General features: G+C 66.9%; 7 protein-coding genes. 4 read left to right on the forward strand and 3 right to left on the reverse strand.

Going from position 1 to position 7,415, the window contains the following annotated elements:
* Positions 1-104: 104 nt before the first annotated feature.
* Together GIW57_RS20440 and GIW57_RS20445 are read right to left on the reverse strand one after the other, a co-directional pair.
* Positions 105-1,985, reverse strand: coding sequence for an ATP-binding cassette domain-containing protein (locus tag GIW57_RS20440; protein ID WP_236512548.1), 1,881 nt, complete (start codon positions 1,983-1,985; stop codon positions 105-107).
* 182 nt (positions 1,986-2,167) lie between these two features.
* The gene (locus GIW57_RS20445) at positions 2,168-3,043 is read right to left on the reverse strand and encodes a LysR family transcriptional regulator (protein ID WP_100465723.1); all 876 of its coding nucleotides are present in this window, start codon (positions 3,041-3,043) and stop codon (positions 2,168-2,170) included.
* A 101-nt stretch (positions 3,044-3,144) separates the two neighbouring features.
* Here GIW57_RS20445 and GIW57_RS20450 point away from each other — a divergent pair, with 101 nt between their 5' ends.
* The 4 genes from GIW57_RS20450 (at position 3,145) to dbpA (ending at position 6,636) form a co-directional block, all read left to right on the forward strand.
* Positions 3,145-4,224: a YeiH family protein gene (locus GIW57_RS20450; protein ID WP_100465058.1), complete on the forward strand. Its 1,080-nt coding sequence runs from the start codon at positions 3,145-3,147 to the stop codon at positions 4,222-4,224.
* Between the two features lie 65 nt (positions 4,225-4,289).
* The gene (locus tag GIW57_RS20455) at positions 4,290-4,841 is read left to right on the forward strand and encodes a CbrC family protein (RefSeq protein ID WP_236512550.1); all 552 of its coding nucleotides are present in this window, start codon (positions 4,290-4,292) and stop codon (positions 4,839-4,841) included.
* Positions 4,842-4,885: 44 nt separating this feature from the next.
* Positions 4,886-5,158 carry a hypothetical protein gene (locus tag GIW57_RS20460; RefSeq protein WP_236512552.1) on the forward strand — a complete coding sequence of 91 codons (273 nt, stop codon included), beginning with the start codon at positions 4,886-4,888 and terminating at the stop codon, positions 5,156-5,158.
* A 101-nt stretch (positions 5,159-5,259) separates the two neighbouring features.
* Positions 5,260-6,636, forward strand: coding sequence for an ATP-dependent RNA helicase DbpA (dbpA, locus tag GIW57_RS20465; protein ID WP_025875072.1), 1,377 nt, complete (start codon positions 5,260-5,262; stop codon positions 6,634-6,636).
* Between the two features lie 76 nt (positions 6,637-6,712).
* Here the strand turns inward: dbpA and GIW57_RS20470 are convergent, their stop codons facing one another.
* Positions 6,713-7,249, reverse strand: coding sequence for an adenine phosphoribosyltransferase (locus GIW57_RS20470; protein ID WP_236512554.1), 537 nt, complete (start codon positions 7,247-7,249; stop codon positions 6,713-6,715).
* Positions 7,250-7,415: the final 166 nt, after the last annotated feature.

Here is a 7,415-nt window from a genome sequence, read left to right on the forward strand (position 1 = left end):
TGTTCTTCTGTAGAGCCGAGCCTGCGCTCGGCTGCTTTGGCTTCCAGGAGCCGAGCATGGGCTCGGCTCTACAGCAATCGGCGCACCCGGGCGCCGATCAGCCCTCAGCCTTCCAGCTCTTCCCAGCGTGCGTATGCGGCATCCAGTTCGGCCTGCACCTTGGCCAGCTGCTGGGTGTGCGCGGTCACTTCGGCACTGCTGCGCGTGTAGAACGACGGATCGTTCATTGCCGAGGTCAGGCCTTCGACATCGCCCTCCAGCTTTTCGATGGTCTTCGGCAGCTGTTCCAGCTCGCGCGCTTCCTTGTACGGGAGCTTGCGCTTGGGCGTTGCCGGTTCAGCAGCCGCCGCCGGGGCAGCAACCACCGGCTTGGCCGCGGCAACCACCGCAGGCGCTGCGGCCACGCTGGCCGCGTAACGCTGCCAGTCGCTGTAGCCGCCCACGTACTCACCGATCACGCCATCGCCTTCCATCACCAGCGTGGAGGTCACCACGTTGTCGATGAAGTCACGATCATGGCTGACCAGCAGCAACGTGCCGTTGTATTCGCCCAGCAGCTCTTCCAGCAGCTCCAGGGTTTCCACGTCCAGGTCGTTGGTCGGTTCGTCCATCACCAGCAGGTTGGACGGCTGCGCGAACAGCTTGGCCAGCAGCAGGCGGTTGCGCTCGCCACCGGACAGGCGGGTGATCGGCGCGCGCGCGCGCTCGGGGGTGAACATGAAGTCCTGCAGATAGGCGTGCACATGCTTGCGCTTGCCATTGAACTCGAGGAAATCGCGGCCTTCGGCCACGTTCTCGATCGCGCTCCAGTCTTCGCGCAGCACTGCACGGTACTGGTCGAAGTACGCAACCTGCAGGTTGGTGCCGGCGTTGACTTCACCCTTCTGCGGCTGCAGTTCGCCCAGCAGCAGCTTCAGCAGCGTGGTCTTGCCACTGCCGTTGGGGCCGATCAGGCCGATGCGATCGCCGCGCAAAATGGTGGTGGAGAAATCGCGGACCATCGTGCGATCGCCGAAGGCGAACGAGATGTCCTTGATGTCGATGACCTTCTTGCCCGAGCTCACGCCCTGGGCCGCTTCCATCTTGACGTTGCCACTGAGGTCGCGGCGTGCGGAACGCTCGTTGCGCATCGCCTTCAGGCGGCGCACGCGGCCTTCGTCACGGGTGCGGCGTGCCTTGATGCCCTGGCGGATCCACACTTCTTCCTGCGCCAGCAGCTTGTCGAACCGTGCGTTTTCCTGCGCCTGCGCATTGAGGCGTTCTTCGCGACGGCGCTCGTAGTTGGCCCAGTCGCCCGGCCAGCTGGTGACCTGGCCGCGATCGATCTCGACGATGCGGGTGGCCAGCGCGCGCAGGAAGCGGCGGTCATGGGTGACGAACACCACGCTGCCGTTCCAGTTCTTGAGAAACATTTCGAGCCAGTCGATGGCTTCGATGTCCAGGTGGTTGGTCGGTTCATCCAGCAGCAGCAGGTCGGGGCTGGAGACCAGCGCACGGCCGAGCAGCACGCGGCGCTTCATGCCGCCGGACAGGCGCGCGAACTCCGCTTCACCATCGAGGTCGAGCTTTGTCAGGGTCTCGCTGACGCGCTGATCCAGGCCCCAGCCGTTGGCGGCATCGATCTTCGCCTGCACATTGCCCAGCGCTTCGCCATCGAATACTTCGGCGTGGCTGAGGTGATGGAATTCGGCGAGCCATTGGCCCAGTTCGCCCAGGCCATCGGCGACGACGTCGAACACGCTGCCGGCGGCACCGTGCGGCACCTCCTGCTCAAGGCGGGTCACGCGCACGCCCTGCTGCACGCGCACTTCGCCGTCATCGGGCTTGTGGTCGCCGGACAGCAGCTTGAGCAGGGTCGATTTGCCGGCGCCGTTGCGTCCGATCAGGGCGATACGCTCGCCCGGCTCGATCGACAGTTCGGCTTTTTCCAGCAACAGCGGGCCGCCGACGCTGAAGTCGACGTTTTGCAGAGTAATCAGAGGCATCCGACCATTGTAGCGGGTTGCGGGCGTCGGCCGGGTTGCACCCGGCACCCGCAGAGGCAACGGCCGCAGCCAAAGCAACGTCAAAAGCTGGCTTCCTGTGGGATGGCAGGGTGGGTCCACGCCATGCGTGGATGATCGCCGCAGGATCTTCCAATGGATGCAATCGACTGGATACCAGCGGACTACTCCACCTTCCCCAACAGCGCCTGCAAACCCGGCAACCATTGCTTGCCGGGGTGGCGTACCAGCCACAGCGTGCGCTGCAGGGCGGGCAATGGCGTTTCAAGGATGCGCAGGCGGCCCAGGGCCAGGGGCTCTTCCAGCGCGTGGCGGGACAGGCAGGCCAGGCCGAGGCCGGCGATGGCGGCTTGCTTGATGGCTTCGGTATTGCCCAGCTGCAGCGCCTGCGCGAACCCGCGCAGATGCGGCAGCAGCGCCTGTTCAACGGCTTCGCGGGTGCCTGAGCCAGGTTCGCGCAGCAGCCAACGGGCACTACGCAGTTCTTCCAGCGACCAGCGTGGGGGTGCATCCGCCGCTGCCACGATCACCAACGGGTCCTGCTGCCAGGCAGTCACCTGCAGCCCGCGCTCGTGGCACGGGCCTTCGATCAGGCCGGCGTCGACGTCCAATCGTTGAACGGCCGCCACCACGCCTGCGCTGTTGTCGATGCGCAGGTCGACCTCGGCCTGCGGCGCCTGCCGCAGCAGGTCGGCGATACGCGGCGGCAGCAGGTAGTTGCCGATGGTGGTACTGGCCGCCAGTACCAGCCGCAGCGGTGCGCCTTGGGCCGGGTCACCGCCCGCCGCCAACTGTCGCTCCAGATCGGCGGCATTGACCAGCAGTGCGCGTGCAGGTTCCAACAACGCCCGGCCGTGGCCGTTCAATGCCAGACGGCGGCCGATACGGTCGAACAGCGGCGTGCCGAAATGCGCCTCCAGTTCCTGCAGCGCGGCGCTGCTGGCCGATTGTGAGAGGGCGATGGCCTGGCCGGCGGCCGTGGTGCTGCCGTGATCGGCGATGGCGACGAAGACCTGCAGCTGGCGAAGTGTCAGGCGCACAATCAACCTGCGATATAGGTAATTTTCACCAATATTATTCGTTTTACAGGTCAGTGGCGTGAGCGCAGGCTGGCATGGCCTCTCCAGACCCTTCCACTGCCATGAACGCCCCTGCCCTCTCCTCCTGGTCCCTGCCCGCCCTGCGCCAGCGCTGGCAACCTCGGCTGCCCGGCCTGCTGCTGGTCGGCCTGGTCGCGGCCGCTTCGCTGTATCTGGCCGAGCTGCCTTGGCTGCAGGCGCACGGCCTGAGCGCGCTGACCGTGGCGATCGTCGCTGGCATCGTGGTCGGCAACACGTTCTATCCACGACTGGCCCCTGCCAGCGCGGCGGGCGTCGGCTTCTCCAAGCACTGGCTGCTGCGCGCCGGCATCGTGCTGTACGGCCTGCGGCTGACCTTCCAGGACATCGGCCACGTCGGCGTGGCCGGCGTGCTGATGGATGTGCTGGTGGTGGCGAGCACCTTTGGCCTGGCCTGCTGGTTGGGCGTGCGGGTGTTCAAGATGGAGCGCGAGGCGGCCATGCTGATCGGCGCCGGCAGTGCCATCTGCGGCGCGGCCGCCGTCATGGCCGCCGAACCGGTGGTACGCGGGCGTGCCGCGCAGGTGACAGTGGCGGTATCGACGGTGGTGGTGTTCGGCACGTTGGCGATGTTCCTGTATCCCGCGCTGTACGCGCTGGTGCAGTCACATGGCTGGCTGGCGATGGACGCGCAGCAGTACGGCCTGTTCACCGGCGCGACCGTGCACGAGGTCGCGCAGGTGGTCGCCGCCGGACGCGCGGTGAGCGAGCCGGCCGCCGATACCGCGGTCATCACCAAGATGGTGCGGGTGATGCTGCTGGCCCCGTTCCTGATCGCGCTGTCGCTGTGGCTGGCGCGTGGCGGCAAGGCGGCGGCGGACGGTGGCAAGGCCCGGATCGTGGTGCCGTGGTTCGCGTTCGGTTTCGTGGCGGTTGCCGGCCTCAATTCGCTGCACCTGCTGCCGGCCGGGCTGCTGGCAGGACTGGTGCAGCTGGATACGGTGCTGCTGGCGATGGCGATGGCCGCACTGGGCCTGACCACCCACGTCTCGGCCCTGCGCCAGGCCGGCCTGAAGCCGCTGCTGCTGGCGCTGATCCTGTTCGGCTGGCTGCTGTTCGGCGGCCTGGCGATCCATCAGGGTGTGCTGGCGGTGCTGGGCTGAGCGACCCTCCCAGCTTGCCGAAACCATCCGCAGGTCGTACAAGAACGTCCCCTGCGCTGCACTGGATGGACGCCATGAGCATCAATGACTTTCCAGACTTCCGCTACCATCCGGACCCGGTCGCGACGGGCAACGTGAGGCCGTCCACCACTGCCTGCAGGGTCTGCCAGCAAGCGCGTGGATACGTGTACCTGCACAATGCCATCCACGCAGGGCGCGAAGACTATTCGGAGCAGATCTGCCCTTGGTGCATTGCCGATGGCCGTGCAGCGTCGGCGCTGGATATCGCATTTGCGTGGAGCCTGGACATCGACGAAAGCGTGTCCGAAACCGCTTTGGAAGAGCTGTCCCTGCGCACGCCAGGCTATGTCAGTTTTCAAGGGGAAAAATGGCTGGCACATTGCAGCGATATCTGCCGCTTCCTCGGCGATGCCACCTTGGAGCAGGTGCGTCAGGCCTCGGCAGCGACCGTCGCGGCGTGGTGCACGACCAATGACGCCGACGAAGCGCTTTGGTCGGAGCTGGCCAGCGACTACGCACCCGGTGCAGATATCGGCTTCTACACGTTCGAGTGCCTGCACTGCGGCCTGATCCAGTTCCATGTTGACGCGGCCTGAGTCTTCTTCTGCTCGTGTCCAATGTGGATCGTTAGACTTGAGGCATGCCCGCCTCCTCCACCCTGCTGCCGATCCCGTTGCGCCTGCTGGATGATCGCTATGGGCCGGGCAACGTCGACGAAGCCGAAGATACGCTGATCGGGATCGTGCAGGCGGTGATGGGCGAGCAGGCCAGCTGTGCGTTCCATTTCGACACGCAGCACGCCAACCCGTGGTTCCACCAGTTGCTGCTGGAGCCCAGGGCTGCGGGAAAGGCGGCCACCCCGGAGCAGTTGCAGGCGATGGCTGATCGGCTGGTGGCCCTCGGGCTGGCCTGAGGGGACGCTCGGCCAAGGTGCCGACCAAGGTCGGCCGCTACCGGGCGCCCCTCAATCGTGAACGGCGGCGGGACCGGGCGCGCGCACAGGTACAATGCGCCATGACTGATTTCTCGACCCTGCCGCTGAGCCCGGCCCTGCAGCCCGGCCTGGATGCCCTCGGCTACACCACCCTCACGCCGATCCAGGCGCAGAGCCTGCCCGCCATCCTCGATGGCCGCGATGTCATCGCCCAAGCCCCGACTGGCAGCGGCAAGACCGCGGCCTTCGGCCTGGGCCTGCTGCAGTCCATCGACCCCAGCCTGATCCGCGTGCAGGCACTGGTGCTGTGCCCCACCCGCGAGCTGGCCGATCAAGTGGCCAAGCAGATCCGCAAGCTGGCCACCGGCATCCCCAACCTGAAGCTGCTGCTGCTGACCGGCGGCACGCCGCTCGGCCCGCAGCTGGCATCGCTGGAAAGCCATGATCCGCACGTGGTGGTCGGCACGCCCGGCCGCGTGCAGGAACTGGCGCGCAAGCGCGCACTGAATCTGGGCGCCGTGCGCACGCTGGTGCTGGACGAAGCGGACCGCATGCTCGACATGGGCTTCGAGGAACCGATCCGTGAGATCGCCGGCCGTACCCACCGCGATCGCCAGAGCCTGCTGTTCTCGGCCACGTTCCCCGACACCATCCGCGCCATGGCCCGCGACCTGCTGCGCGATGCCGTGGAAGTGACCGTGGAAGGCGCCGATCAGGCGCCGGCCATCCGTCATCTGTTCTGCGAGGTCGAACCGGCGCACCGGCAGAAGGCACTGGCCGGCCTGCTGCTGAAGTACACGCCCGAATCGGCCGTGGTGTTCTGCAACACCCGCAAGGACGTGGACGAAGTGGCCAACTCGCTGCAGCAGTTCGGGTTCTCCGCGCTCGCCCTGCATGGCGACATGGAGCAGCGCGACCGTGAGGAAGTGCTGCTGCGCCTGGCCAACCGCAGCTGCAACGTGCTGGTTGCCAGCGACGTCGCCGCACGCGGGCTGGATGTGGAAGAGCTGGCCGCGGTGATCAACTACGAGCTGCCGACCGACGTCGAGAGCTACCAGCACCGTGTCGGCCGTACCGGCCGTGCCGGCGCCAGTGGCCTGGCGATCAGCCTGGTGGCAGGCCGCGAAAAGAACCGCGCCGACGCCATCGAAGCACAACGCGGCGAGCCGCTGGATTGGCAGAAGACGCCGCTGGCGACGTCGCGCCCGGCCGAGCTGCCGCAGGCGGCGATGCGTACCCTGCGTATCGATGGCGGCAAGACCGACAAGCTGCGCGCGGGCGACATCCTCGGCGCACTCACCGGCGATGCCGGCCTGTCGGCCAAGTTCATCGGCAAGATCGCGATCTTCCCTACCCGCTCCTACGTGGCGATCGCCCGCGAGCAGGTCAACAAGGCGGTGGCGAAGCTGGAAGCCGGCAAGATCAAGGGCCGACGGTTCCGCGTGCGGATGATGTGATTGCAGGAGCGCTGCCAATCGCGGTTGGCAGCGACATGACCTGGTAGTGGCCAACCTTGGTTGGCAACTACCGGAATCAGAACACCAGTTCGGTGTGCAGCGGCAGATCCGCTTCCCAGCGGCCACGGCCACCCAGGCCGTCCAACTCGACCAGCACGCCGGCGCCGACCACGTCCACGCCCAGGCGGCGCACCAGCGACAACGCAGCCACCAGCGTGCCGCCGGTTGCCAGCACGTCGTCGATGATCGCTACGCGCGCGCCGGCCGGCAGCGCGTCGGCATGCACTTCGATGCAGTCGCTGCGGTATTCCAGGGTGTATTCCTCGCGCAGCACCTTGCCCGGCAGCTTGCCCGGCTTGCGCACCGGCACGAAGCCGACGCCCAGTTCCAGTGCCATGGCAGCGCCCAGGATGAAGCCACGCGATTCGATGCCGACCACCGCGTCCAGCTTCTGCCCGCGCCAGCGATCGGACATCGCTGCGATCGCGCCACGGAAGTCCTCGCTGTGCGCGAGCAGCGGCATGATGTCCTTGAACAGGATGCCCGGCTTGGGGAAGTCAGCGATGTCGCGCAGGCGCGAGGCCCACTGCGGAGCGACGATGGCGTCGGTCATGGCGATTCGGTTGTCTGATGGCGGCATAGGGTACCTGTTCCGGGCGCCGGCTGCCTGTTGAGCGATGCGCGGCCGGGCTGCGCCCGGCACCTGCAGAGGCTTCAAGCGACGGCAACAGCAACGTCAAAAGCGGGCATTCCGTGGGATGGCGGGGTGGGTCCAGTGG

Origin of the sequence: Stenotrophomonas sp. PA-6-5C (assembly GCF_021605635.1) — a bacterium.
In the GTDB taxonomy this organism is placed as follows: Bacteria; Pseudomonadota; Gammaproteobacteria; order Xanthomonadales; family Xanthomonadaceae; genus Stenotrophomonas; species Stenotrophomonas lactitubi.